Here is a 25874-nt window from a genome sequence, read left to right as displayed (position 1 = left end):
TGTTTAATTGTTAATTTTCACATTTTCTTTTTCAAGCTCATCTTCCAATATTTCTTCAATATGGTCTAAGCTTTCGTAAAGCTGTTCATAGCTGTCAATAACAAAATATTGTTTTTGAAAATCGTGCTTGTAGTAGGGTGTTCTAAAAATATGGCGTACATCATACGGGTAGCGTGGTACGTTTTTATCGTGTACCGAGTAATCTGACTCTCCAATGGAAGATAAAATGCCTGCTCCGTATATCTTTAAATGATTGTCTTCATTTATTAAACCAAATTCTACGGTAAACCAATACAATCTACTCAATAATTCTACTGCTTCGGCATTTTCTATGTGCTTTAAAGCTATTTTTGCCAGTCCTTGCACAAAATCTACAAAACTTTGTATGCTCAATAGTGGCACATGGGCATATACGTCATGAAACATATCCGGCTCTTCAAGATATTCTAATTCGTGCTTTTTTCTTATCCAAGTGGTTACTGGAAAACGTTTGTTTGCCAAAAATTGAAAAAATGGTTTATCTGCTATTAAACCTGGTACTACATAAGTTTGCCAGCCTGTGGCTTTAAGTAAGTTATCGTTTACGGTTTCTATATGTGGTATTTTATCGCTGGCAAAACCACAGAGTTTCATACCTTCAAAAAAATCTTTGGTAGCATTGTCTTTTAGTGCTTCTTCCTGTCTTGAATATAAAATTTGCCATACCTCATGGTCGTCATTCGTATATTTATTATATTCTTGCTTTAATTCGTCTTTGGGAAACTCGTATGGATCTCTGTTCTTTAGCATAAGGGATTGGTTTGTTTAGTAAAGATACAAAAGATATTATGTATTTTTCAAAAAAAACTGTTAAGAGCTTTTCTTATTTATATTGTGTCCAAAAAATAATTTCACATACTTTTATAGAACCACCCCTTTCCCCCTCCTTTTCAGGTGGGGGAACATTATGGAATGTGAAATTATTTTTCAGACTTTATATGACTATTCTGTAATTAAAAACCCTATTTATTTAATATCAACTTTTGAGTATGTGCTTTCCCGTCTATTATTAAATCAATAAAATAAATATTGTCAGTTAATAGATTGTTTAATGTTAGTGTAATGGCATTTTCGCCAATATTTTTTGGTTTTACGGTATTAGAATACACTATTTTTTGCTCTACGTTTTTAATATCTATTTTAATTTCGTTCTTAGTTTTAGTGCTGAAATTAATATTTAATAATCCTTTATTTGGATTAGGGTAAAGTATAGGTTTAATATCATTTATAGTATTATAAATAGCAATTCCTGTTGTGTCTGTTTGTTCTATAAATACTTTATAAATTACATTGCTGGCACTACTCTGCGTGCCGTCATTTATAAAAAATATGTTAGGAGCAGTACTGGCAATGCCTCCATAAATATAGCCTAAGAGTGTTTTTTGATTTGGTATGCTATCTAATTTAATTACGCCATTTTCATAATGTTTTAAATTCAAATTAGGTATAAATTCTGCACTTGCACCCAGTAAGTTAGGCATTTCAATATTTAATTTTGTTTCTAACATAGTGCCGTTTGCATCTCTTGTTACATTGGCTATCGTGTTAACAAAAGGCACATTGTCGTCCTGTACTAAAGTACCGTTATTATCGTAGTATTGAGCTATTCCTCCAAAAAATACATTGTGCATCATATTATTTTGCTCAGTATATAGCGGTATAGCCGGGCAGTGATAGTGATTGTAAAACTGTTGGAAATTATTGTTTACGGTATAACCCGAAGAATCAATATTTACACAGTTTAAAAAAGGAACATCTGCAATATATTGAAACACTCCTGAAAACATTGTGATACCCTCTTTGCCATTAGGCATTATTTGGGGCAGAGCATTATAATCTCTTCTGTGCAAATTTACAGTATCGGTATAAGGAGATAAATGTGTGATGTTGATATTTGTGCCGTCATCAGTTATGGTAAATATTCTAATTTCGTTAGTATATTCTTGAATAAAACCGGGTCCATTATTTGGTCCCATGGGGTTGTATCTTCCTATAAAATTTTGACCTCCAAGCAAATAATAATTTTGACCTATTTTGTCTAATCTTCCTCCTGTAACTTGAAATTCGTTATCATTTATTTGTCTAAAAAATGAAGTAAAATTTGTACCGTTGATAATAGCATTAATGGTATTGGGTACATCTATAGCAGTCAAAGAATTGTAGGTTACATGGTCGCTAAAAGTATTGCTATACCCATAGCCACCAATGCAGTATAAATAATTGCCTTCTTGTATAAATTGCATATTGGTAGAACTTAGTTGTTCGCTTATGCTTGTAGGCAAAGCACTGATACTTGAAGTCCATATTTGTTGGTTTTCGGGGTCAACAACATAAATATTAGTATTGTGTCCGGCTATATCAAAAGCAGCAAAAGGTTGTCTTTGGTGCAAACCATCAAGGCGACCGCCTACTATAAGCCATTTTCCATTATACTGCCCAAAGGCGTAAGCTTGTATGCCTCCTAAATTTTGTATAGTTAAAGGTTCAAGGCTTAGGTTTAAGTTTTGCTGAGATTTGGCAACCGAAAAAGTAATGACCAGTAGAAAAGAAAAAATAATTGTTTTAGTATAATTATGCATCTAAGTAAATTTTTAATAAAGGTAAAAAATGCAATTTTTATACTTTGTGATGATTATTACATTTAGTTGCTCTCTAAAATGAAATTCCTTAGCATATTTAAAGCCGTATGAGATGATATTTTAATATTGTATGTCCTTTCTTTTGTCAGTTCAAATTTCTTTATGGTCATATTATTTTTATCTCCCACGGCTATCCAAACTGTGCCTACGGGTTTGCCGGGCAAGCCACCACCCGGGCCTGCTATACCACTAACGGCTATACCGTAAGTTGTATTTGTTTTCTTTAATAAACCCTCCAGCATTTCTCTTACTGTTTCTTCACTTACGGCTCCATATTTTTCTAAAGTTTGCTGCTGTACGCCCAATTCTGTTTTTTTAACATCATAGCTATAGGCTATTACAGAACCTTCGTAGTATGCAGAACTTCCTGCATTGCTTGTTAGCAAATGAGCAATATAGCCGCCCGTACAACTTTCGGCTGTAGAAACAGTTGCTTTTTTTTCAAGTAATAATTTGCCTACTACATTGGCTAAATTATCATTTTCATTAAGGCTAAAAACGTACTTTTTTATTCTATTTACTATTTCATTTTGAAAATAAATTAGTTCTTGTTCTTTTTCAGTGTCTTTAGTTTCATTTTTGTAGGTAAGTCGTAGTTTTACATATCCTAAACTGGGCAAATAAGCTAATTTAATGTGCGGTGGTAAGCTATTTTCTATATCTTCTATTTTTTCATAAATTCTACTTTCTCCAATTCCCGAGCACATTATGTATTTATTAATAATGGTAGGCAATGAAAAACTACTTTTTATTTTGGGCAAAATATGGTTTTCAAACATAAATTTCATTTCGTGTGGCACTCCAGGCATAGAAACTAAAACTTTGTTTTTTTCTTTAAACCACATACCAAAGGCTGTTCCTTTTTCATTAGTTATCAATTCACATTTTTCGGGTATATAGGCAAGTTTTCTATTTAATTCCACTTGTTTTTTCCCTCTTTTAGCAAAATAATCTTCTATAGTTTTGAATACCGAAGGGTTAAAAACCATTTCGCAATTAAAAAATGAGGCAAGTGTTTCTTTGGTTATATCATCTTTAGTAGGGCCCAAGCCACCGGTTACTAATATAATATCAGCGTTTTGCCATGCTGTTTTTATGCCATTAGTAATACCTGTTTTGGTATCGGGTACAGCGTGCCCGGCTATAATTTCAAGCCCGTGCAAGGTGCAAATTTCGCCTAAAAAGGCACTATTGGTGTTGATGGTTGTACCATTTAATATTTCGTCTCCTATGGTTATTATGCTAACTTTCATTTTAAATTCTTAATTTTGGCAATGTTTTTGAAAACAAATACTTGAACAAAATTAAAAATAATGACTAAGAAATTTTTATCCATTTTATTTGCATTGGCACTTTTAACAAGTGGATGCGAATCTGCACAGCAACTTTTACAAGGAGCAAGTGATGTTTTAACGGGCAGCAGCACTACACCCACCAGTAGCGAAGTTAGCGGAGGACTAAAGCAGGCTTTAGAAGTAGGTATTTCCGCAGGAGCTAATCGTTTGGCTAAAACAGACGGCTATTACGGAAATTCTTTGGTTAAAATTTTATTTCCACCAGAAGCACAAAAAGTAGAAAACACACTACGTCAAATGGGTTTGGGCAGTATGGTAGATAAAGCAGTGGTATCGTTAAACAGAGCCGCAGAAGATGCCGCTAAGCAAGCAGCACCTATTTTTGTTTCGGCTATTAAGCAAATGACTTTTAATGATGCCATGAACATACTTTTGGGAAGCAATGATGCCGCTACAAATTATTTAAACAAAGCAACTTATAGTCAGCTACAATCTAAATTTACGCCAGTTATACAAAATAGTTTAAACAAAGTAAATGCTACAACTTATTGGAGCGAAGTAGTAACAAGATATAACCAAATTCCTTTGGTAGAAGATGTAAATCCGGATTTAACAGCTTATGTTACACAAAAAGCCTTAGACGGTTTATTTAAAATGGTAGCAAAAGAAGAACTGCAAATAAGAGAAAATGTGAGTTCAAGAAGTACAGATTTACTACAAAAAGTATTTGGATACGCAGATAGTAAAAAATAATTGATAATCTATAATTTGGGCAATGGAAGAACAAGAAAAAGAAGAATTAATAGAACAAAAAGAAGCTGAGGCAAAAGAAGAGATAAGAGAAAATTTATCTAAAGAAGATATTATTGGGCAGTTAGAAGTTTTAGCTAAAAATGAAGATGCATTTTCTGTGAGAAAGGAAGTGAAAAATTTAATGAATAATTTTTCTGAATTGACGAGAGCAGAAAAAGATTTGCAAGAAAAGGCTTTTTATAACAAAGAAGATAAAGAAGAAGGCGAAAAATTTGAATTTGTTTCTAATCCATTAGATAATAGATTTGTTGAGCTAAAAAATATATACAACGATAATTTAGACAAAGCAAAAGCCCAAAAGAAAAAAGAAGAAAAAGAGAATTTTGAAACTAAAAAAGCTTTATTAGAAGAACTTAAAACTTTGGTAGAAAGTGGAATGCAAAATGCAGGAAGTGCTTTTCAAAAGTTTTATGAAATAAGAGATAATTGGGATGCTACTGGCGAAGTAAATAAAGCAAACTTTAAGGAACTACAGTCTGATTATAGTTTGTACCGAGATAAATTTTACTATAATGTTGACATTTTTAATGAGCTTAAATCTTACGATTTTAAAAAGAATGGCGAGCAAAAAAATGCCGTTATAGATGAGTTGCAACAACTTCAAAATCAGCCATCTATTAAAAAGATGGAGCAAACTGTTAAGGAACTGCAAAGCAAATGGGATCAAATAGGCCCAACAAGCAATGAGCAGTGGGAAAACTTAAAAAATAGGTATTGGGATAATGTTAATGCTGTTTATGAAAAAATAAAAGAGCATTATCAGGCAATGCGAGATAAGCAGGCATTGGCTTTAGAAAACAAAACAAATTTAGCGGGGCAGTTAGAAATATTAAATACAGAATTAGACACCTACAATAGTCCGCAGCAGTGGAGTGAAGTAAACAATATAGTAAACGAACTGCACAATAAATGGAAAGCAGAAGATTATGCAGGAAAAGGTAAAGAAGACACACTTTGGGAGAAATTTAGTGCTTTAACAGATGAAGTTAGGAGCAAGGCAAGTACTTATTTTGGAGCATTGAAAGATGAAAACAAGCGTATAGAAGATGCCAAAGAAAAATTAATTGCTAAAGCAGAGGAGATTAAAAATTCTACAGATTGGAGAAATACAACGCAAGCGTTTATTAAGCTACAAAACGATTGGAAGCAAATAGGACAAACGGTTTACAAGAAAGACCAAGAGCTTTGGGAGAAATTTAGAGGAGTTTGTGATGAGTTTTTTACTGCTAAAAAACATTATTTTGATACTTTAGATGACCGCCAAGAGGAAAACTTAAAGGTAAAAAATGACATAGCTAAAAAAATAGCAGAAAGTGCTAATAAAGCAGAATTGGAAGCTTTAATAAAAGAATGGCAAACGGTGGGTTATGTTCCTAAAAAAGAAATTAAGAATGCCGATAATTTATTTAATGCATCTGTACAAAAAGCGGCTAAAAAATTAGAATTACAAGGCGAATCTATACAAAATATAAAATTTAAAGCTAAGATAGAAGCTATAAAAGAAGATGATAATGCCGGTTCTAAATTAAAATCTGAAAGACGTTTTGTGCAGGGAAAAATAGAAAAACTAAAGGAAGAAATAAACCGCTATGAGGAGAATATGTCTTTCTTTGGCAATTCAAAAGGCTCTTTAAAACTTAAAGAAGTGGTAGAAAAAAAGATAGCCGTTTCAGTAGCAGAATTAGAAAATTGGGAGAAAAAATTGAAAATGCTAAAATAAATTAGCAAAGAAATTTTTAATTTCTACTATAGCTTCCGGTCCCCAAATCCAAGCAATAACAGCCAGCACTATCCAGCCCATACCTTTTAAAAAGAAAAACATGAAGCCCGCAAAACCGAGTCTTTTAAGCCAAGAAACAGATTTATTTTGGGCTTCTTTGTTTTCTTCTTGTATTTGAGTTTCACTCATAGTATTATCTTGATATAACTTCATAAGTTTTAAAAGATGAGCTCATAGGAGCTTCTTCTCCTCTCATTTTTGCTTGTTTTAAATCTTCAAAACCACGCTTATGACCTTCTAAAAAGGCTTCGCTTTTAGTCCAATCTTTAAAAGCATCTTCACTTTCCCAATGGCTCATTATTAAATAAACTGTTTCGCCTTCATCACTCATAGGTTTTAAAACTTCCATTTCTTGAAATCCCGGCATTTTATCTATAGCACCTTTACGAGAAGCAAAAAGTTCTTCAAATCTTTCTTTGTAATGGTCTTTACAAGTTATATAATTAATGGCTACAAAGTTTTTTTCTTTACTCATTTTTATGTTTTTTATTAAATATTTTACAATGGAATGACAAAGATAAGCCTTATTTTGAATTAATCTAAATAAACTAATAAAAAAATAGGCGATAAAAAATTGTAAGCATAATTTGGAAACAATAAATGAATATTGTTTATCTTTGCACTCCATTTTTATGGTGGCTGTAGCTCAGTTGGTTAGAGTAGTGGTTTGTGGTTCCATTGGTCGTGGGTTCGAATCCCATCAGCCACCCATTAAAAAAAAGAAAGGTTCGGAGAAAATGCTCCGAACCTTTCTTTTTTTAGTGCAAGTTTACCGCTCTTTTAGGGTAAATATTCTTATATTTTTGCTAACATTTTTTAAAACTCTTCAAATGTCTTTTTTATAATGGCTATGCACTCATCAAGTTGTGCTTTGGTTATAACTAACGGTGGAGCAAAACGTATAATATTCCCATGTGTAGGTTTAGCTAATAGTCCGTTATCTCTTAGTTTTAAACATATTTTCCAAGCAGTATCGCTATCTTCACTATCGTTTATAACTACAGCATTTAGCAAGCCTTTTCCTCTTACTAATTTTAACAATGGATGTTTAATTTTTGCTATTTCCTGTCTAAAATATTGCCCTAAATATTTAGCATTATCTTGAAGGCTTTCATCTTTTATAACTTTTAAAGCCTCTATAGCCACTTTACACGCTAATGGATTTCCGCCATAAGTAGAACCATGCTCGCCCGGTTTAATGCAAAGCATTATGTCATCATTGGCTAAAACGGCACTTACCGGAAAAACACCTCCCGAAAGTGCTTTACCTAAAATAACAATATCCGGTTTTATATTTTCGTGGTCAACACAAAGCATTTTCCCTGTTCGTGCTAATCCTGTTTGTACTTCATCTGCTATAAAAAGAATGTTGTTCTCTTTGCATATTTCAAAGCATTTTTTTAAATATCCTTCATCTGGAACAAAAACACCTGCTTCTCCTTGTATGGGTTCTACTAAAAATCCTGCTACATTGGGGTCTTTAGCCGCTTTAGCTAAAGCGTCAACATTGTTGTAAGGTATTATTTCTAAACCGGGCAAATAAGGACCAAAACCACCGCGACTATCGGGGTCGGTACTTCCAGAAATTACGGCTAAGGTTCTTCCATGAAAATTTCCTTCTACCATAATAATTTTAGCTTGGTTAAGCGGAATTCCTTTTTTCTCATAAGCCCATTTTCTGCATAATTTTAAAGCAGTTTCTACAGCTTCTACACCTGTATTTATGGGCAAAACTTTGTCGTAGCCAAAGTAGGCTGTTATGTATTTTTCGTATTCGCTAAGTGCTTCGCTATAAAATGCTCTTGAAGTTAAGGTTAATTCTTCAGCTTGTTTTTTTAAGGCATTTATAATTCGTGGGTGGCAGTGTCCTTGGTTTACAGCAGAATATGCCGATAAGAAATCAAAATAAGTTTTTCCTTCTACATCCCACACAAATACACCTTTGCCTTTTTTTAATACTACAGGAAGAGGGTGGTAGTTGTGAGCTCCATATTTATCTTCCATGGCTATTGCCTGTTCGGTTTTACTTAGCACGTTTTCTGTCATTTTATAAATTTATAATTGTTTGGTTTTGCAAAGATAGTCAATTCTTTAGGGCTAAAAAAGTTTATGCTTTGGGCAGCTTTATTCTAAAAGTGGTTCCTTTTTCAGAGGATTCTTTAACGTAAATTTTGCCTTTGTGATAATTGTCAATAATTCTTTTTACTAAAGAAAGTCCTAAACCCCAGCCACGTTTTTTGGTGCTATAGCCGGGTTGAAATACGGTTTCAAATTTATTTTTGGGAATACCTTTGCCCGTGTCCATTACATCTACTACTATATTTTTGCTTGATTCAAAAGCCCTGATAGTTACATTTCCTACGCCTTCCATGGCATCTAAGGCATTTTTTATAAGGTTTTCTATAACCCAGTTAAATAAAGCTTCGTTTATATTAAATTGTAAATCTTCATTTTCCATTTCTATACTGAAAGTAACTTTGTCTGAGCTGCGTTTGTCCATGTAAGCTACTATTTTTTCAAGTGTTTCTCTAACTTTTAGGGCTTGCAAATCCGATTTTGAACCTATTTTAGAGAAACGTTCTGCTATAAGTGTTAGTCTGTTTACATCTTTTTCTACTTCATTTATAAAGTTAGATTTTGATGCTTCTTCGGGCATTTCTTTTAAATAATCTACCCAAGCACTCAAAGATGAAATAGGCGTGCCTAACTGGTGTGCTGTTTCTTTAGCCATGCCTACCCAAACTCTGTTTTGCTCAGCATTTCTGGCACTGCTAAAACCTAAATATGCTACGGCTATTAATATACCAAATAAGAATAATTGAATAAAAGGAAATGCTTTTAACTGCTTTAAAATAGTAGAATGTTGGTAATATAAAGTTTTGGTACTTGAATCGCCTAAATCTAACTGTACAGGCTGGTTTTCTTTAGCCATATTTGAAATGGTAGTAGCTATATTTTCGGGCAGTAAATCTTTTTCATCAATGTTTCCGCTGGCTATTACCTTATTGTTATTATCTACCAATAAAACAGGCAGAGAGGCGGAGTTAGCTACAATATCATCAATAAAAGACTCTGTTAAGTCTTTAAAAGTTAATTTGAGTTCAGAAAATATTTTAGAATCGCTGTAATAGATAAAATTTTTGCCACTTATATAATTAATTTCTACAGGTTTGTAGGTTTGAAATGCTTCTGAATTTAACAAGCTATCTACATAGTATGTGGTGTCTATATTTGCTTTAAAATCTATATTTCTATAGTCTATTATTTTATTATCGGCATCGGTATGAATAACAGGAATATTGGTATTCCCTATTATAAGTTTACTCAAAAAGGAAAGCGATTCCATATCGTCTGTTCTTAAAAGTAAGCTGGTGGCATCTGCCCAATTTTCAATATCTGTACGCTGGTCATCGCCTATTTTTTTAAATAAGTTGCCCGTAAGTTTAACCAAGTTAGCCTTTTTTTCTAAGGCTTGAGCCCAAAGTATAACTTTGCTTTTTTCTTCATCGGCTATTTTTTTAGCCAATCTGCCCGTGTACCACAGCGAAGCAATAGCTATTAATATTGCCGCTATTATTATTAGGAATTTAATTCTTGATTTTCGTTGATAAATATCCATTTTTACTTACTTTCTTAGTGCTAATACATTAATTAAACATTAACCATTAAACATTAATAATTAATAGTTATTCCTCTTCCCATTCTAAATATTCTTCGGTATTAAATTCTTCAAATTCTATTTTGTCTTCTTCAAATTCGCTTTTCTGGTTCTTTTTAAATAAGTCTTTAAATTCTTGTTTTTCATCTTTAAAGTCTTGCTTTATTTTTTTGCGTACACTTTCTTTATCGTATTTTATTATAGGATTATCTACGGTGCCTGTAATGCTTATAAAAATATTTATTCCGCCCGTTACGTCATTTACATAGTTTTCTTTGTTGGCTTCTTTGGTCTTAAATTTTGCGGCAAGTAAGTTTTTCAAATTTAAAATTATTTTATAATCTATTTCATTATTAAAAGTATGTGTGCCACCAGCTTTTAAACTCAATAAATTACTTTTTATTTCTGTAGAAGGCAAATAAATTATACCTTTTTCTATAATAATGTTGGTAGATAAATCTTCAAACCTTAGGTTTGATAATTGATTGATATCAAGCATATTGCTTAAACTCATTAAGGGTTTGTAGTTGTTTAATTCGCCATTTTGCAGTAGTATTTTACTGCTCATAATAAATTTATCTTTGTTAAAATCGCTAAAATTATTCCAAACAGAAGTTAATGCAAAATCAGCCGTAAGGCTTCCTTTTATATTGTTGCTTTTTAAATCTTCTAAACCAAAGTTGTCAAAAGCGTCAAAAAGTTGGCTTACTTGTATATTTTTTGTTGAACCGTTTAAGTTAATTTCTAAATCGTTATTGCCTATTATATTGCTCACTAAAGTGCCATTAAAAGTACCGCCTAAAGCATCTATTGGAGCTATGTTAAATTGGTAAGTTGTGCCATTGGCTAAGCAGTTTAAATTTAAGTTTTTTAAGTTTAATTTTTGATATACAAACTCTTTAATTTCTACATTTACTTTTCCGTTTATAGAAGGAAAAATTATTTGTTTAGTATTGTTTTCTTCAGAAGTATTGGTAGTATTTGAGGCAATAAAATCATTTAGGTTAAAGAAATTGCTATTCAATTTACCAAAAACACCTAATGGCTGAGAATAATCATTATTTATTATTTGTTCTAATAAATTTTTTATTTCTCCGTCAAATTCTATGTCATTTTTCCCAAAAAGTGTTTTAAGATTTAGAACTGTCAGGTAATTTTTTGTTCCCGAAAATTCTCCAGAGCAACTAACTGGCAAATTGATTTTTACGGCTTGTCCTTTTATTTCATTTATTAAAATATTTCCGTCAACATTATTTATTTTCCATTTCCCATTTTCTCGCTCCGAAATGTCAAGAAGCAAATTATTAATACTAATATTTCCATCCGTAAAATTAAAATGCTCATTCAAATATGTATTAAGCAACTCTTTATTTAAAGTAGCTTTTATTTGAGTTTGAAATTCGGTTTTATCTATATTTGGGTAGTTTAAACTGCCACTAAAATTTGAATTTAAAGTGCTAAAAGAAAATGATTGAAGATTTAAACTCCCGTTTTTATGTTTCAGGTTGTTGTAGTTTCCTTTCACAGAAACATTGCTTAGCTTTAAATTTTCTTTACTAAGGTTTATATTTCCTTTTTTAAGTTCAAAATCGGCATTTATTTTTAGATTATCAATATTTCCATTTACCGAAGCATTTAAAAAATAATCTCCGTTTCCGGAGTAATCTTGTATAGTCAACCACTTTTTAGGAACAAGATTTAAAGCATCGTTTAGTGAAGTGCCTTTTATTTTTGCATTGAGTTCAATAGTGTTGCTCGCATTGCAATATTTTCCAGTAATTTCGGCATTATTATTTTCAATTTTTATAGAATTTTGATCAAAAACATAGCAATTTTCTTTTTCATTAAATACTATTTTCACAGAACCTTTTAGGTTTTTACCATTTAAAATATCTGTTTCGTTAATAGTAAAATTTTTATTTAAAAGATGCTGAATATTTATAGTGATTTTAAAATCTTTTTGTTCAAAAATGCCCTTTATTTCGCTTTTTTCGGTATAACTGTGGTTAAAAATAGAGTTGGGTTTATCCAAATATTCTAATTCTATTTGTTCTAATACTACACTTTTTAAATTCAAAATAGAAGATTCTTTATTTTCTTCGTTATTAGATTTTACAATATCAAAATTTTGCTGTCCATTTTCATCCATATATAAGTGAACAAAGCCTTTGTGAAGTTTTATACCTTCTATAGAGTAATCTTTTTTAATAATACTAAACGGATTTATGCTGAGTTGAATGGTGTTTAAAAATGCTAAAGTGTCATTTTTCCTAAGTTTATCTTCAATATATACTTCTTCAAATTTTAAAGTAATTTTAGGGAAAGCTTCAAATAAAGTCAAATCAATTTTTCCGTTAACATTTACTTTGGCATCCAATTCTTTATTAATGGCATTAATTACTTGATTTTTTATAAAGTTTTTGTTCAAATAAATATACAAACCAAACCCTAAAAAGGAAATGAAGAAAACGGCAGTAGAAATTATTAAAATGCGTTTAATCATAGCGTCTAACTAATATTAAAGATAAGAGATAGATTTTAGCATAATGGTTTTGTAACTATTAAAACGATTAACAGTAAGTTACATTGTGTTTGTTTTATTAGATATTAAAGTGTACATTTATGTAAAATAGCATAAAATGTCAAACGAAAATAGCGATAATAGTAGCAATCAAGATAAAAACGAGAGCGGAGGATTAGTAAGTGGATTTATCAGCTTATTGAAAAAATTGCTTTCTAAGTAATTACTCAATAGTAGCTTGTATGCCTCTTTCTATAATGGCATCTCGCATAGGGCGAAGCTTTTTTAAGCTACCTTCTTTTACCGCATATTTACCTTGTGTGTGTATAAAAATTGAGCATTGCTCTGCTTGCTCATAAGTGTGTTTACAAACCTCTATAAGTGTTTCTATTACCCAGTCAAAAGTATTTACTTCATCGTTATATACTACTAAATTGCTGGTGCTTAGCTCTTTTTCTATCGTTAATACATCGGTTTGATGTTGCTCTTGATATTTTCCCATAAGCTTATTTTTGTCAATACTAATTTATAGAATAATTTTTAACTTTTTATCTAAACAGAAAAAATCTAATTAAAGTTTGTGATAAATTAGTGGATAACATTAGTATTCTTGAATGTATATTTGCGAAAAATAATAAACATTAATGGAGTTATCTAATTTAATAAACAGAGTGCCACCTTCTGAAACCATAACAATGGCTCAAAAAGCCCGAGATTTAAAAGCTCAGGGCAAAGATGTAATAAGCCTTACAATAGGCGAACCCGATTTTGATACTCCACAACATATAAAAGATGCGGCAGTGGAAGCATTAGCTAATGGCGACACAAAATACACGCCTGTGCCTGGCACAGTAGAATTAAGAAAAGCTATTGTTGATAAATTTAAAAGAGATAATAATTTAGAATTTACTACAGACCAAATAGTGGTTTCTTGTGGAGCTAAGCAAACTATTGCTAATATAGCTTTGTGTATATTAAATGAGGGCGATGAAGTGTTGCTACCAGCTCCTTTTTGGGTAAGTTATGCAGGTATAGCAGATATGTGCAATGCTAAAAAAGTAATTATTAAAACATCAATAGAAAACGATTTTAAAATAACACCGCAAGAACTGGAAGCTAATATTTCTGATAAAACTAAGTTGTTAATTTTTAGCTCGCCATGCAATCCTACAGGTTCTTTGTATAGCCAAAAAGAGTTAGAAGAATTGGCATTAGTTATTGCTAAATATCCTAATTTAATAGTGGTAAGCGATGAAATATATGAATATATCAATTTTACAGGAGAAGCTCATTTTAGTATAGGAAGAATAGAAGCTGTTAAAAATCAGGTAGTTACAGTTAATGGTATGAGTAAAGGTTTTGCCATGACAGGCTTTAGAATAGGCTATATGGGAGCTCCTTTGTGGTTGGCTAAAGCTTGCTCTAAATTGCAAAGCCAATTTACGTCCGGGGCAAGTTCTATTTCACAGGCAGCATCGGTAGTGGCATTAAATAGTCCATTAACGGCTACTTTTAAAATGAGAGATAGCTTTTTAAAGCGTAGAGATTTAATGCTAAATATGCTAAAAGAAGCCGAAGGATTAAAGCTAAATGTGCCTGAAGGAGCATTTTATATTTTTCCGGACGTAAGTGCTTATTTTGGTAAATCTTACGAAAAATACACTATCACTTGCCCTACAGATTTAGTGTTTTATTTATTAGAAACAGTTTATGTTGCTACAGTAGGCGGAGAGTCTTTTGGAGATGAAAATTGTTTGCGTATTTCTTATGCCGCCAGCGAAAAAGATTTAACAGAAGCTGCTACAAGAATTAAAGATGCGTTGAGCAAACTAAAATAGTTTATAGGTTTAACATATCTTTCATTTCAAAATAGCCTTTTTTATTTACAACCCATTCGGCTGCTAAAACGGCTCCTAAAGCAAAACCTTTGCGAGAAAAAGCAACATGCTCAAAAGTGAGTTCATCTACATCTGAAAAATAACGAACTTTATGAGTGCCGGGTACATTTTCTTCTCTAAATGTTTTTATCAATAAATTTTCTTTAGTATCTGTTTTATTTTCTTGCCAGCTTTTTTTGTTTTCTAACTCATTTAAAATTATTTCAGCAGTTTTTATGGCTGTTCCACTTGGCGAATCTAACTTTTGAGTATGATGAATTTCTTCCATTTCCACATCGTAGCTATTTTGTTTATTCATTAATTTGGCAAGTACTTCATTTATTTTAAAAAAAATATTGACACCAATGCTAAAATTTGGAGCATAAAAAAAAGTACCATTATGTTTTTTTAAAGAAGAGAAAACTAATTCTTTTTCCGCTTGCCACGCAGTAGTCCCCGAAACCACAGGAATATTGTTTTCAAAACACAAAACGTAGTTTTTTACAGCACTTTCAGGCCTTGAAAACTCAATGGCAATATCTGCTTTCTTTAAATTTTCTGAAGTTAGTTTATCAATGTTTTCAGCAGTTATTTTTAGTACTACTTCATGTCCTCTTTCTATCAAAATAGGTTCTATCGTTTTACCCATTTTGCCATATCCTAACAATGCTACTTTCATATTTTTAATTTTTATTCCACCAAATAATTTTCAGTAACTGCAAGTTAAATAAATTTGGCTTTATGCTTTTTAAATTTTTTAATAATAAAGGTTCTAAGGGTTTTAGTGTTTTTCCCAAAAAAGGAATATTAGCATAGCTAATAAGTTTAATGTGCTTTTTCAATTTTTTTGAATAAAACTTACTTTTATACAAGGCTTTTAAGTTAAAAACAGCTTGCTTTTGTTTCTCTAAAAAAACAGTATTGGTTTCTATTCCACTGTGAAGCAAAGGATTGTTTACTTGTTTTATTTCTATTTGTTTTTCCTTAGCTAAAATGCCAAACAAAGTATCTTCATGCCCGTAGTTTTTTAATGAGTTATTAAATTTTATTTGCTCAAATGTATTTTTATTGCAAGCAAAATTACTTGACATAAAGGAAGTTTTACCTCTACTTTCTATTGATGTACCATATTTCCAATGTAAAAATAGGTTATTGTCTTTTGGCTTTTCTTTTTGATAGTAATGTCCACCTACTAAAATGCAGTTTTGTTCATTTTCTTTGATATAATTATTGATAAAATGCTCATTTTCAACAAGCATATCGCAATCTATGCAAATACAAAAATCGTATTTAGCATTTTTAAATAGCAAATTTCTAATGGCGGCTCTACCTATATTTTCGGTAAGTACTTCATATTTTACATTATTTTTTTGATTTACTTTTAAGTTTAAATAAGTAGAACTTAAATCGGAGCAATCGTCAATCAATAAAATTTCAAAGTTTAGTTTAAGTTTTTCAAGTTGATTAATTAACTGAGTAACTAATGTAGAAATATTGTAATTATATACAGGAATTAATACAGAAACATCCATATTTAGTTTATTGAAACAGAAAGTCCTTCTTCTTCTTGTATAGTTCCAGAAGAACATTTAATTATTTTCCCCGGAAATTTTTCAAGTATAGTATAATTGTGTGTCGCCATTAAAAAAGCAGTGTCAGACTCTTTGTTTATCTTAAAAAGTAGCTTCATTATTTCGTCAGAAGTGCTGGGATCTAAATTTCCCGTAGGCTCATCGGCAAGTATAAGTGGCGGATGATTTAAAAGAGCTCTGGCTATAACCACTCGCTGTTGCTCACCACCAGAAAGCTCGTGAGGCATTTTAAAATGTTTTGTTGTAAGCCCCACTTGGTTTAAAACTTGGTCTATTCTATTTTGCATTTTCTTTTTGTCTTGCCAGCCTGTTGCTTCTAATACAAAAGATAAATTCTCATTTACATTTCTATCCATTAGCAATTCAAAATCTTGAAAAACAATACCTATGCTTCTTCTAAGCATGGGAATATCTTTTCTTTTAAGCTTGCATAAATCAAAATTGTTTACAAAACCATTGCCGTTTTGTAGCGGTAAATCAGCATATAAAGTTTTTAGTAATGAACTTTTGCCACTGCCTGTTTTTCCTATTAAGTAAACAAATTCCCCCGAGTTGATGTGTAAATTTACTTCGTTTAAAATCAATGATTTATCTTGATAAATATTGGCTTTTTCAAGTTTTACAACGGGATTAATGGTAGGTTCAGTGCTATTCATAAACGTAAATTTACAATTTATCTGTAGATATATTATCTTTCAAGTAATCAAAATAATGCCTTAAACTGTCTGAATTAGAACAATTTTTAGTATTTATTTCTAAAATACTGGCTTGTTTGTTATGGGCAATAAACTTTTTAAATTCTGTTGCTAAAGTTTCAGCATTATTTGCAGAAAAATAGGTGAGATTATACGCTAAAGCTATATTTTTAAAATCAATATTGTGTTTTGTTTCAAAAAATTGCTCTAATTCATCTAAACTATCCGGTCCGGGAATTATTTTAAAAATATTGCCACCTCCATTGTTAATTATTATTACTTTAAAATTACTTTTTAATTCAAAATTTAAAAAAGCGTTGCTATCATATAATGAAGCAATATCGCCATTAATACAAATACATGGATTTTTTGTGGTTAAGCTTGCTCCGGCAGCAGTACTAAGTACGCCATCTATACCACTTACACCTCTGTTTGAGTTTATTTTTACATTTTTATTAGTATCAATATTTAGCAGGTTTACGTATCTAACGGGCGTACTATTGCCCAGTTGTAATAAACTGTCGGTAGGAATATTTTTTATTAAAAAATCAAAAACTTTAAAATCGTTAAACTCAGATTTTGATAAGAAGTTGTCTAAAAGTTCTTGTGTTTTTTTATGAAGTTTAAGCCAGTTTTTCTTAAAAATACTATCGGGTTTAATTTCTAAATTGCTGAAATATGAAAAAAAGTCGGTTTCATTTATTTGAATTACTTTTGATAAAGACTGAAAAATATCCCAATGTTGAGATGATTGACTTAAATGCCAATGTTCATGCTTAATACCTCTTAACCAAAATTTTAATTTTTTAGAAACAACTCCCGCACCTAATGTTATAACCAATTCAGGAATGAAAGTGGGATTTTTTTCTTTAGTAATTATTTCAATAGACGAATCTATTTGATTGACAAAGTTTTTTCCATAAACATTAGAAACGGATTCTGTAAGTACAACCACATTACTTTGTTTAGAAATTTTTTGTAGCACTTTTTCTAAAGATAAATCTCTACTTTTAAAACCACCTACAACTATTAAAATTCCTTTGCTTTTCAGCCACGTTTTTTGAAGTGTAGTTATCTCTTTTTCTTCAAGTTTGTAGTGCGGTGTGTTAAAGTCAATTACTTTAGGGTTTTCATTTTTTGTATTGGTTAGCTGGTACAAAGGTTCTCTAAGCGGAATGTTTATATGCACCGGGCCAAAATCGGGGAATACACAAAAATTAATAGCTTCAGATACAATTCTATTGCTATACCAAAGGTCTTTTTCTGCATTAACTTGTAGTGGCAGCTGATACGATTTTTTAATATAATTTTTATAAACTTCAAATTGCTGTATGCTTTGGTTTTCGCCTTGGTCAATCCATTCGTTAGGTCTATCGGCACTTAAAACCAACAGCGGTATTTTTTGATAAAAGGCTTCTGCAAGAGCCGGAGCATAATTTAGAATAGCAGAGCCACTGGTGCAAATTAAGGCAACAGGTTTTTTAGTTTGTTGGGCTATGCCTAAAGCAACAAAAGCAGCACTGCGTTCATCTATTATAGAATGACACCTTATATTTTTCTGCCTGTTAAATGCCACTATTAAAGGAGCACACCTTGAGCCAGGAGAAATAACAGCATGTTCAATACCTTTAATTGCACAAATTTCTGCCAACTGTTGTATATGTATTTTATCTGTATTCATAAACAATGCAAAAATAAAGTAAATTATAATAAGCCCAAGTTTTAAATAAACTCAGGCTTATCATTCTTTTAGCTTAAAATTTGAATATAGTTTTTTAAACTATCTAATTCTTGATTGGCTATTAGCTTTATAAAATCTTCATTTTTATTTTCATTAATTTGAGATTTTTCTAAAGCATTATAATAGTTTATTCTTGAATTAGAATCTCCTTTTAAATTTGCAATTACATATCCATTTTGAAGTAAAATTAAGTTCATCAACAGTCTTGATGTTCTTCCGTTTCCATCTATAAAAGGATGTATAGTTACTAACTTTTGGTGCATTTCTGCCGCCAAAACTACAGGATGTAGGTTAGATTTATTTTGATAATACCAAATTAGTAAATCTTCCATTTGTTTTGCAACAAGATACGCTTGAGGAGGTAAATGTTTGCTTCCTTTTATCATAACTTGTACATTTCTGTATTTTCCGGCATATTCTTTATTTATACCTCTTAGTATTAAATTATGAATAGATAAAATGGTTCTTTCATCTATTTCATGGTTTTTATCTACTAAATCTTTAACATAATCAATAGCTTCTTGATGATTTATGGCTTCAAGATGCTCTCTCATGCTTTTTCCTGAAATGGTTAATCCTTCGTTTACAATTAAATCTGTTTCTTGCAAAGTAAGCGTATTGCCTTCTATTTTATTACTTTCGTAGGTATATTCTAATTCTAAAGCTTGTACTATTCTATAACTGTCATTTTCTCTAAGTACTTGTAGCTTATTTCTTAGTTTATCTATTTCAGAAAGCATTTTTTTTATGGACTCGCTTAGCTTATTCTCATTTGCTTTTTTGTAGTAAGAAATTTCTTCTCTTACCATGGTTATTGCTTCATAAGCTATATCATCTTGTCCTATTTCTTTGTAAATAAGTTCTTTGGTATAAAGTACAAGTAGTTCATCTACATTGAGTTTTAGTGCTTTAGCAAGCTGAATAACTTGTGTACGTGTGGGCATACGTTTCCCATTCTCAAATTTACTTATTAAGGATTGATCTATTTTAAGTTTTTGAGCTAACTCACTTGATTTTATATTGAGTTCTATTCTTTTTTCTCTTATTTTATCAAATAGACTTTTCATGTCATGACAAATTTAGTCATAAATTTCCGAAAAAAAAACTATTCCAACAATTTTTTCATTACTTTACTTTTTTCTTCGGTTTCTTTCCATTCTTTTTCGGGGTTTGAATCTTTTGTTATACCGGCTCCTACGTATATATCTGTGTGTTTTTCAAATATTTGCATACATCTTAAGTTTACGTAGTAAAAACCTATGTTATCTTTTTTGCCTATATAGCCTGCATAAAAGTTTCTATTATAAATTTCTGATTTCTCAATAAAATTTTGAGCTTCTGTTTTGGGTAGTCCACAAACGGCTGGGGTGGGGTGTAATGCGTCTAAAATATTTAATTCGTTTTTTGTTTGACAAGAAATGTCCGTTTTTAAATGCATTAGGTGGCTTGCATTTGTTGTATATACATCACTTACTTGTAAATTTTCTACTTTTTTATTTTTTAGTGAGTCAATTATATAGTTTGTTACTATCTTTTGTTCGTCATATTCTTTAGCTGTCCAAGCTCTATTAGTTGTTTTTGTGCCGGCTAAAGAAACAGTTTTATATGAAAATCCATTTTTTTCTAAAAGTAATTCTGGCGAAGCACCTAACCATAATCCAAAATTTGAATTACTTAAATGAACAAAGGTATTTTTGTATAAATTGCATGCTTTTAAAAATGTAGCAGCTAAAGAGAGCGGTTTTTTTAAATGATATTTAATTTTTCTTGCAGCCACACATTTAGACATTTTATTTTCTTTGCAAAGGTTTACAATATCTTGAACATAGCTTTCATATTCCTGTTGCGTATTATAAATGTTTGTTTCGTCTTTATTATGCTCAATATTATTTTTTAAACTTAAATCTAAAACTTTTAAAATACCATCATTAATAAAACTACTGCCATTTATAAGTGTTTTTTGTTTTGAATTAAAATATTCAAGTACAAAAGTCTCTTCATTTAATTCTGTACTTACTAATAAATGAATGTCTTTATTATTAGGCAATTTGTACAGCACAAAAGCACTGTTTTGCTCTAAAATAAAAGACAATACTTTTTCAAGTGTATTTTTATTTAAAGGTGATAATGGTAGCACCGTTTCCTCCTTTTTTTTCATCTTCAAAACGCCATTCAGTTATATTGCTTCTATATTCTTTTATTATGTTTTGCAGTTGTGTCCGTAGTGCACCACTACCTTTTCCGTGTATTATTTTTATAGTTTTAAGATTATTAAGCAAAGCTTGGTCTATATAGCTTTCTATTTGTACGCTGGCTTCGTATGGCATTAAACCTCTTATGTCAAATTCATTTTCTACTTCATTTCGTAAAGAGTAATTTTTATTATTATTCTGTTCTTTTGGAGTTTCTTCGGTTATAATTTTACTCAATTTCTTTAAAGGAATAGTCGTTTTTAAACCATTAAAAGCTACTACTGCATTTTTGCCTCTTATTTCTAATATTTCCCCTTCATTATCACTTTCATTCATCAGCACAATATCTCCGATAGAGAAATTTTGAGTACTTACTTTTTTATAAGCAGGAATTATTTTATCTTTTTTAGTTAAAATTTCAGCTTTAGCTTCCGTCAATTCTTTTATTTTTTGGGCAGCTATTTTCTTGCTTTTAGCATTATTTATTTCGTTTAAAACTTCGTTTATTTTTTGTTCTACAGCTTTATTCTTCGTTTTTTCAAGTTCATGTAGTTGTATTCTTAAATTTTCTTGCTTATGCTGCACTTCATTATTTAGTTTTTCAAACTTAACTACAAGCTTTTTTAAGCGTTTATTTTCAATTCTTATTTTATGATTTTCTTTTTCTAATTTCTTCCTCTCTTGCTCTACTTTTTGCAATAAATCTTCAAATTTCAAATCGGAATAATCTACTAATTCCTTTGCTTCATTTATTAAAGTATTAGACAAACCTGTTTTTTTAGCAATGGCAAAAGTAAATGAGCTTCCCGGTTTTCCTGTTTGCAATTGGAAAGTAGGAGAGAGGGTGTTTTCATTAAAAATCATGGCTGCATTTAAAAACCTTTCGTCTTGTTCTGCCACCTTTTTTAAGTTAGAATAATGAGTTGTTATAACGCCAAAAGCTTTTGTATGAGCCAAATTTAGCATAATAGCTTCTGCCATAGCTGCACCCAATTTCGGGTCTGTTCCCGTACCAAATTCATCAATAAAATAAATAGTTTTTGCATTTGCTTTTTCTAAAAAATATTTCATCTGTTGAAGTCTTGAGCTATAAGTGCTCAACTCATTTTCTATAGATTGTTTATCGCCTACATCAACAAAAAAAGATGAAAATAAACAAATTTTAGAATGCTCATTGCAAGGCGTTAATAAACCAAACTGAACCATAAGCTGTATAAGTGCTATTGATTTTAGTGTTACGGATTTGCCTCCGGCATTTGGACCACTTATTAGTAAAATATGTTTTTCAGCATTTAACAATACTGAAAAAGGTACAACCTCTTTTTTTACATTACTGTTTTTAATAAAAAGCAAAGGATGATAAGCTTCTTTTAAATTTAAAATTCCATTATTGTTTAATGATGGTATTTCGGCATTTATCTTTATAGCAAATAAGGCTTTGGCTCTAATAAAATCATATTTTCCAAGTGTTTTTTGGTAAATATTTAAAGTAGGAATTTTTTGAGCTATGGAATTACTTAATTGTTTAAGTATTTTATAAATTTCGCGTTTTTCATCTCTTTCTAATTCAAATAACTCATTATTTAACAGTACTGTTTCTTGAGGTTCTATGTAGCTTATTTTTCCACTGTCAGATTCATCATGAATAATGCCGTTTACGCTTCTTTTATTTTCTGCTTGAATAGATAAAACTCTTCTGCCGTTTCTTATACTTTCTTCTGTTTCTGCTAATTGGTTTTTTTCTTTTAGCTTACTTAAAATACTTCCAAAAACTCTTTGTATAGCTTTAGATTTGCTAATTATATTTTGCCTAATTATTTGAAGTTCTTTGCTGGCATTACTTCTTATATCTCCGTCTTCGTCTATAATTTTATCTATTTCAGTTATAATAGATTTATCGGTTTTTACGGTGTCAATTATACTTTTTAGATACGGAAATTCTTCTTTATGTTTTACAAAAAATTGATCAATTTCATCAATAGTATTGGCACAAGCTAAAATTCTTCTAAATTGCTTGCCTTCTATTATATTGTTAGTAATGCTTAAAGCTTTTAATTCATCACTTAAATCAAAATAGTTTTGCTGCGGAAATTTCTGTCCATTTTGTATAATAGACTTCATTTCAAAAACCTGTTTTAACTTAAAATTGAGTTCATCAATATCTGTAGAAAAATTATTTTGATGGAGTATTTTAATACCCAGATTACTAAGGCAATTATCTTCTAATATTTGAATTATTTTGTCAAATTCAAGCGTTTCAAAAGTATCTTTTGGAAAGTAAGAAAATGAATGGCTCATTAATTAAATGTATTCTGCATCTTTAGAAACCGTAAAACTCATTAATAAGTTTATACCTTTTTGTATAGGAAAATCTTCAAAAATTATTCTGTATAAAACCTCTGCTATAGGAGCTTTAAAGCCATATCTTTGCAATAGTTTTACTATTTGAAGTGTTTTAATTCCTTCGGCAACTTCTCCTATTTCTTTAATTATTTCGTCTATTTTTTTGCCTTTGGCTAAATAGTATCCCACCCTAAAATTTCTACTTTTTTCGCTATTGCAGGTAGCTATTAAATCGCCAATGCCGGCTAAACCTAAAAAAGCTTTTTCTGATGCACCAAGTGATTTTGCTATGTATATTAATTCGCCCATGCCTCTGGTTATTAGTAAGGCTCTTGCGTTTTCGCCATATCCTAAACCACTTAGCATACCAGAGGCAATAGCTATATAATTTTTTAAAACGCCTGCCAGCTCTATTCCTAAAATATCATTGGAACCATATACTTGAAATCTATTGCTTGTTAAAGCGTTTTGTCCTTCTTTTATAACTTCATTAAACTTGCTGGCTATAACTGTTGCTGCGGGTTGTTTATCTGCCAGTTCGCTTGCTAAATTTGGCCCTGCCAAGCAGCCTACTCGTATTACGCCTGTTTTTAACTGTATTAACTCCGACATGGTATAAATTTCTTCTTTTATTATATCCGTATCGGTATTTAATTGTTTGGGCGTATATAATCCTTTTGTGCCGTGAATTAAAATATGTGCAGGGCTTAAATACGGAGCTATTTCATCAAGAAAATCTACAAAATTATCAGAAGGAATAATAGGAAATATAAGCTGACATTCTTGAGCTATTAATTTTAAATTATCTATAGCTTTAATGCCGGGGTTAAGTTCATAACCTCTTGAAAAATGCTTTTCGTTAATTTCTTTTACCTGCTCTTCGGTACGAGCATATAAAAGTACTTCGCCATTTTCTGCTAATAGATTGGCTATGGCAATACCAAAACTGCCAGCACCTACTACTCCATATTTATTCAAAGTGCTTTTCAAGTCCATATCCTAATAATCTATTGTGATAAAAATAAAGTAATTTTAAATCTTGGGTTATAATATTATTGCTTGAGTTTTTAATTAAAGGCATTTGAGCGTGATAAACACCTAAGTTTTTTAATCCGTGTTTAATTACTTGGTCTATATCTGCATCTTTTAGCCTTTCCGACATCAGTATTTTTCCCTCTGCATATAAGTCTAAAAGCTTTTGACGAATATTGCTTACTTCCAGTTCAAATTCAAATTCATCTATTTCAATTTCATCTGTAGGAATACGCAGTAATTGATAAATAGAGAGATTATTAAATTGTTTTTTTATTAACTCAAAAGCAACAAAAGCAACTATATGGCTACTTAAAACGGTATTGTAAGTCAAAAATTTATCTACTATTTTTTTGCCTAACAATTCGGTATAAACCATATCTCGCTGTTTGTCTTCGGTCATTTTGCCATTAAAAGAAAAGTAATCTTTTATTTCTACTTTTTGCCCAATGTTATTGATGCTGTTTCCTTCAAAATCTACATCATTTCCTATTACATCCATGGGTGGAGCAAAAGAAACAGTCATGCCGGGGTTTGCCGTTAAAACTTTGAGTATAGTTTTAAGTAATTTATAAGAAGAACTTATTTTTTCAGCTTCGTCTATAAACTGTTCTTTTCCTTCGTACGATAAATGTTGGCTTATAAGAGAATCTGCTTCTATAATGTAATGGTAGTTTAAAACCACTGGGACAATAAATACTTTTTTGGCAACTTCTTCATTAAAGTTTTGCAAATTGTTTCTTTGAGCTTCAAGAGCGGTACCTAACAACCCCAATTTTAATTTTTTCTCTATTTGTCCAGATCTTGAACGAGTGCCACCAGGGAAAAATAATGAATGTGCACCTCTACTTATAGCTATTTTGCTGTAGTTTCTTAAAAATTCTAAGTAAATGTAGTTTTTTCTTCTTCGGTCAAGTTTGTATGCTCCTAAATCGTTTAGCCACCTTGATAAAATGCCGATAGTGAACAAATTAATGCCTGCACCGTAAGTCATGGCGGGCAAACCTATAATGTCTATCACAAAGCCGATGGTAGGCGAATCAATATTGCTAAAATGCGTAGGCACTACTATAACCGTTCCTTTTTTAGCCAAATTTCTGATATGGTCAATAGGACCCGTTATTTTAAATTTATCGTAAATACTTTTATCCGAAGCAAAAAGAAATTTTAGTTTTTCGCCAGGCGAAGCGTTCATTAATCTGCCAAAAACAAAAGGTAGCACTTTTTGAGCAATCTTATATTTTTTAGGGTCAAAATTAGCCACCATTTCATTGCCATAAAAAGTAAGAATTTCTCTAAGTATTTCTAAATCGGAAGTATGTTTTTGTTCTTCGTCTTCAATTTTATCGCATTCAAGGATTTTTCTTTTTATTTCGCTCCAAAAAATTCTTTCGCTTGGCGAATCGCTTTTCCAAGGTGTTTTGGTTAATCTTATTTTTTCTTGATAAAGAATATTTTTTATTTCGCTGTGCAGTTCGTTATTTGACGGGAATTTAGAAAGAGCACTATCAATAGTTAAGTCAATTACTTCTTTTAAAAAAGAATCTTTGTTTTGACTCAATTTATAAATAGGCCATTCTTTTATATCTGCTATAACGGGGTCTAAGCTTTTTGTTATTTTTAGTTGCTCGGGCATTCTTAAAGTTAATAAACTTGT

The 25874-nt window shown here is 30.9% G+C and carries 21 protein-coding genes and 1 tRNA gene; 4 read left to right on the top strand and 18 right to left on the bottom strand.

Annotated elements, in window-relative coordinates; genetic code table 11:
• Nucleotides 1-3 precede the first annotated feature (3 nt).
• The 3 genes from H6578_09990 to H6578_09980 form a co-directional block, all read right to left on the bottom strand.
• Nucleotides 4-789 (bottom strand): phenylalanine 4-monooxygenase, encoded by a 786-nt coding sequence (locus H6578_09990; protein ID MCB9227482.1) that lies wholly within the window; start codon nucleotides 787-789, stop codon nucleotides 4-6.
• Between the two features lie 212 nt (nucleotides 790-1001).
• Nucleotides 1002-2618: a T9SS C-terminal target domain-containing protein gene (locus tag H6578_09985; GenBank protein MCB9227481.1), complete on the bottom strand. Its 1617-nt coding sequence runs from the start codon at nucleotides 2616-2618 to the stop codon at nucleotides 1002-1004.
• 62 nt (nucleotides 2619-2680) lie between these two features.
• Nucleotides 2681-3931: a competence/damage-inducible protein A gene (locus tag H6578_09980; protein MCB9227480.1), complete on the bottom strand. Its 1251-nt coding sequence runs from the start codon at nucleotides 3929-3931 to the stop codon at nucleotides 2681-2683.
• Between the two features lie 60 nt (nucleotides 3932-3991).
• On the opposite strand from H6578_09980, the gene H6578_09975 reads away from it, so the two are divergent.
• Nucleotides 3992-4726: a DUF4197 domain-containing protein gene (locus H6578_09975; GenBank protein ID MCB9227479.1), complete on the top strand. Its 735-nt coding sequence runs from the start codon at nucleotides 3992-3994 to the stop codon at nucleotides 4724-4726.
• 22 nt (nucleotides 4727-4748) lie between these two features.
• Nucleotides 4749-6506 (top strand): DUF349 domain-containing protein, encoded by a 1758-nt coding sequence (locus H6578_09970; protein ID MCB9227478.1) that lies wholly within the window; start codon nucleotides 4749-4751, stop codon nucleotides 6504-6506.
• Here H6578_09970 and H6578_09965 read toward each other — a convergent pair.
• Nucleotides 6498-6695, bottom strand: coding sequence for a hypothetical protein (locus H6578_09965; GenBank protein MCB9227477.1), 198 nt, complete (start codon nucleotides 6693-6695; stop codon nucleotides 6498-6500). The genes H6578_09970 and H6578_09965 overlap by 9 nt on opposite strands.
• Nucleotides 6696-6699: 4 nt before the next feature.
• Nucleotides 6700-7041, bottom strand: coding sequence for an antibiotic biosynthesis monooxygenase (locus H6578_09960; GenBank protein ID MCB9227476.1), 342 nt, complete (start codon nucleotides 7039-7041; stop codon nucleotides 6700-6702).
• Nucleotides 7042-7201: 160 nt separating this feature from the next.
• Here H6578_09960 and H6578_09955 point away from each other — a divergent pair.
• Nucleotides 7202-7275 (top strand) — tRNA-His (locus H6578_09955).
• A gap of 107 nt (nucleotides 7276-7382) precedes the next feature.
• Here H6578_09955 and rocD read toward each other — a convergent pair.
• The 4 genes from rocD to H6578_09935 all read right to left on the bottom strand — a co-directional run bounded on the left by rocD (nucleotide 7383) and on the right by H6578_09935 (nucleotide 13247).
• Nucleotides 7383-8612 carry an ornithine--oxo-acid transaminase gene (gene rocD / locus H6578_09950; GenBank protein ID MCB9227475.1) on the bottom strand — a complete coding sequence of 410 codons (1230 nt, stop codon included), beginning with the start codon at nucleotides 8610-8612 and terminating at the stop codon, nucleotides 7383-7385.
• A gap of 61 nt (nucleotides 8613-8673) precedes the next feature.
• Complete coding sequence (locus H6578_09945; protein MCB9227474.1) at nucleotides 8674-10185, bottom strand: HAMP domain-containing histidine kinase; 1512 nt, start codon at nucleotides 10183-10185, stop codon at nucleotides 8674-8676.
• 67 nt (nucleotides 10186-10252) lie between these two features.
• Nucleotides 10253-12727: a hypothetical protein gene (locus tag H6578_09940; protein MCB9227473.1), complete on the bottom strand. Its 2475-nt coding sequence runs from the start codon at nucleotides 12725-12727 to the stop codon at nucleotides 10253-10255.
• 241 nt (nucleotides 12728-12968) lie between these two features.
• Nucleotides 12969-13247, bottom strand: a complete 279-nt coding sequence (locus tag H6578_09935) for an ATP-dependent Clp protease adaptor ClpS (protein ID MCB9227472.1) — start codon at nucleotides 13245-13247, stop codon at nucleotides 12969-12971.
• A 142-nt stretch (nucleotides 13248-13389) separates the two neighbouring features.
• Between H6578_09935 and H6578_09930 the strand changes: the two genes are divergently transcribed.
• Nucleotides 13390-14583 carry a pyridoxal phosphate-dependent aminotransferase gene (locus H6578_09930; GenBank protein ID MCB9227471.1) on the top strand — a complete coding sequence of 398 codons (1194 nt, stop codon included), beginning with the start codon at nucleotides 13390-13392 and terminating at the stop codon, nucleotides 14581-14583.
• Between the two features lies 1 nt (nucleotide 14584).
• On the opposite strand, the gene dapB is transcribed toward H6578_09930, so the two are convergent.
• The 9 genes from dapB to H6578_09885 form a co-directional block, all read right to left on the bottom strand.
• Nucleotides 14585-15301 carry a 4-hydroxy-tetrahydrodipicolinate reductase gene (gene dapB / locus H6578_09925; protein ID MCB9227470.1) on the bottom strand — a complete coding sequence of 239 codons (717 nt, stop codon included), beginning with the start codon at nucleotides 15299-15301 and terminating at the stop codon, nucleotides 14585-14587.
• A 4-nt stretch (nucleotides 15302-15305) separates the two neighbouring features.
• A complete protein-coding gene (locus H6578_09920) occupies nucleotides 15306-16154 on the bottom strand; it encodes a glycosyltransferase family 2 protein (protein ID MCB9227469.1) in 849 nt (282 codons plus the stop codon).
• Nucleotides 16155-16156: 2 nt separating this feature from the next.
• Entirely contained in the window at nucleotides 16157-16870 is a 714-nt protein-coding gene (locus H6578_09915) for an ATP-binding cassette domain-containing protein (GenBank protein ID MCB9227468.1), read from the bottom strand.
• Nucleotides 16871-16880: 10 nt separating this feature from the next.
• Nucleotides 16881-18590: a 2-succinyl-5-enolpyruvyl-6-hydroxy-3-cyclohexene-1-carboxylic-acid synthase gene (gene menD, locus H6578_09910; GenBank protein MCB9227467.1), complete on the bottom strand. Its 1710-nt coding sequence runs from the start codon at nucleotides 18588-18590 to the stop codon at nucleotides 16881-16883.
• Nucleotides 18591-18658: 68 nt separating this feature from the next.
• Nucleotides 18659-19717, bottom strand: a complete 1059-nt coding sequence (locus H6578_09905) for a Fic family protein (protein ID MCB9227466.1) — start codon at nucleotides 19715-19717, stop codon at nucleotides 18659-18661.
• A gap of 38 nt (nucleotides 19718-19755) precedes the next feature.
• Complete coding sequence (locus tag H6578_09900; GenBank protein MCB9227465.1) at nucleotides 19756-20808, bottom strand: chorismate-binding protein; 1053 nt, start codon at nucleotides 20806-20808, stop codon at nucleotides 19756-19758.
• Nucleotides 20762-23140 (bottom strand): Smr/MutS family protein, encoded by a 2379-nt coding sequence (locus H6578_09895; protein MCB9227464.1) that lies wholly within the window; start codon nucleotides 23138-23140, stop codon nucleotides 20762-20764. Before H6578_09895 ends, H6578_09900 begins: the two co-directional genes overlap by 47 nt.
• Before the next feature lie 3 nt (nucleotides 23141-23143).
• Complete coding sequence (locus H6578_09890) at nucleotides 23144-24181, bottom strand: NAD(P)-dependent glycerol-3-phosphate dehydrogenase (protein ID MCB9227463.1); 1038 nt, start codon at nucleotides 24179-24181, stop codon at nucleotides 23144-23146.
• Nucleotides 24156-25853, bottom strand: coding sequence for a 1-acyl-sn-glycerol-3-phosphate acyltransferase (locus H6578_09885; protein MCB9227462.1), 1698 nt, complete (start codon nucleotides 25851-25853; stop codon nucleotides 24156-24158). The genes H6578_09890 and H6578_09885 overlap by 26 nt, the downstream gene beginning before the upstream one ends.
• Nucleotides 25854-25874: the final 21 nt, after the last annotated feature.

Source organism: Chitinophagales bacterium (assembly GCA_020635995.1).
Classification (GTDB): Bacteria; Bacteroidota; Bacteroidia; order Chitinophagales; family UBA8649; genus JAFMKE01.
The sequence above is the reverse complement of the archived record's forward strand: the minus strand, read 5'-3'. Positions and strand labels throughout refer to the sequence as shown.

Coding starts and splice junctions, on each gene's coding strand:
- H6578_09990 (MCB9227482.1), bottom strand. CDS start 789: ATGCTAAAGAACAGAGATCCATACGAGTTTCCCAAAGACGAATTAAAG.
- H6578_09985 (MCB9227481.1), bottom strand. CDS start 2,618: ATGCATAATTATACTAAAACAATTATTTTTTCTTTTCTACTGGTCATT.
- H6578_09980 (MCB9227480.1), bottom strand. CDS start 3,931: ATGAAAGTTAGCATAATAACCATAGGAGACGAAATATTAAATGGTACA.
- H6578_09975 (MCB9227479.1), top strand. CDS start 3,992: ATGACTAAGAAATTTTTATCCATTTTATTTGCATTGGCACTTTTAACA.
- H6578_09970 (MCB9227478.1), top strand. CDS start 4,749: ATGGAAGAACAAGAAAAAGAAGAATTAATAGAACAAAAAGAAGCTGAG.
- H6578_09965 (MCB9227477.1), bottom strand. CDS start 6,695: ATGAGTGAAACTCAAATACAAGAAGAAAACAAAGAAGCCCAAAATAAA.
- H6578_09960 (MCB9227476.1), bottom strand. CDS start 7,041: ATGAGTAAAGAAAAAAACTTTGTAGCCATTAATTATATAACTTGTAAA.
- rocD (MCB9227475.1), bottom strand. CDS start 8,612: ATGACAGAAAACGTGCTAAGTAAAACCGAACAGGCAATAGCCATGGAA.
- H6578_09945 (MCB9227474.1), bottom strand. CDS start 10,185: ATGGATATTTATCAACGAAAATCAAGAATTAAATTCCTAATAATAATA.
- H6578_09940 (MCB9227473.1), bottom strand. CDS start 12,727: ATGATTAAACGCATTTTAATAATTTCTACTGCCGTTTTCTTCATTTCC.
- H6578_09935 (MCB9227472.1), bottom strand. CDS start 13,247: ATGGGAAAATATCAAGAGCAACATCAAACCGATGTATTAACGATAGAA.
- H6578_09930 (MCB9227471.1), top strand. CDS start 13,390: ATGGAGTTATCTAATTTAATAAACAGAGTGCCACCTTCTGAAACCATA.
- dapB (MCB9227470.1), bottom strand. CDS start 15,301: ATGAAAGTAGCATTGTTAGGATATGGCAAAATGGGTAAAACGATAGAA.
- H6578_09920 (MCB9227469.1), bottom strand. CDS start 16,154: ATGGATGTTTCTGTATTAATTCCTGTATATAATTACAATATTTCTACA.
- H6578_09915 (MCB9227468.1), bottom strand. CDS start 16,870: ATGAATAGCACTGAACCTACCATTAATCCCGTTGTAAAACTTGAAAAA.
- menD (MCB9227467.1), bottom strand. CDS start 18,590: ATGAATACAGATAAAATACATATACAACAGTTGGCAGAAATTTGTGCA.
- H6578_09905 (MCB9227466.1), bottom strand. CDS start 19,717: ATGAAAAGTCTATTTGATAAAATAAGAGAAAAAAGAATAGAACTCAAT.
- H6578_09900 (MCB9227465.1), bottom strand. CDS start 20,808: ATGAAAAAAAAGGAGGAAACGGTGCTACCATTATCACCTTTAAATAAA.
- H6578_09895 (MCB9227464.1), bottom strand. CDS start 23,140: ATGAGCCATTCATTTTCTTACTTTCCAAAAGATACTTTTGAAACGCTT.
- H6578_09890 (MCB9227463.1), bottom strand. CDS start 24,181: ATGGACTTGAAAAGCACTTTGAATAAATATGGAGTAGTAGGTGCTGGC.
- H6578_09885 (MCB9227462.1), bottom strand. CDS start 25,853: ATGCCCGAGCAACTAAAAATAACAAAAAGCTTAGACCCCGTTATAGCA.